This is a genomic window from Vibrio sp. 2033 (assembly GCF_033339735.1).
In genome coordinates, this window is record NZ_JAWOVC010000381.1 from 1 (window position 1) to 682 (window position 682).

Consider the following 682-nt stretch of genomic DNA (forward strand, 5'->3'; position numbering starts at 1 on the left):
GTTTACGTTAGTAGGCAGTGTCATTCTTCCTCCGCATCAGGTTGATGGACCCAGCTCGGAGGCCGCTTTTCTAAGAAAGCTTGTAAACCGTCTTGCCCTTGCGGCGATACACGGATATCGGCGATCAATTGGCTGGTGTAGCGGATAAGCTGAGAATCAATGGGATTTTGGTGGCATTGTTCGCACAGTGCTTTCGCTTTTCTCATCGCATCTGGGCTATTGAGTAGCAAAGAAGCGACGACTTCGCTTACGCATGATTCAAGCTCGTTATCTTTTTTCACTTCATGCGCGATGCCAAATTGTTGCGCTTTAACCGCAGGGATGACTTCACCACTGAGGATGTAACGACGTGCTTGTCGATTGCCCATCGCACGCATCACGTATGGTGCAATGGTGGCGGGCACCAATCCCAGTTTGACTTCACTCAAGCAAAACTGAGCGGAGTGGCTGGCGATAGCGATATCGCTGCAGCAAATTAGCCCCAATGCGCCACCAAAGGCTGAGCCTTGTACGACAGCGATGGTGGGTTGAGGGAAGGCATCCAACGTTTCCATTAAGCGAGCGAGGCTTTGTGCATCGACTAGGTTTTCTTTTCGGGTACTATTTGCCATCGATTGCATCCAAGCTAAATCCGCACCAGAGGAAAAGTGTTTGCCATTACTGCGCAGCACTAAGCAACGCA

The 682-nt window shown here is 50.4% G+C and carries 1 protein-coding gene; it reads right to left on the minus strand.

Annotated elements, in window-relative coordinates:
• Positions 1 to 20: 20 nt before the first annotated feature.
• The coding region (locus tag R7P74_RS26725) for an enoyl-CoA hydratase-related protein (RefSeq protein WP_318123682.1) at positions 21 to 682 on the minus strand (662 nt) is incomplete at its 5' end.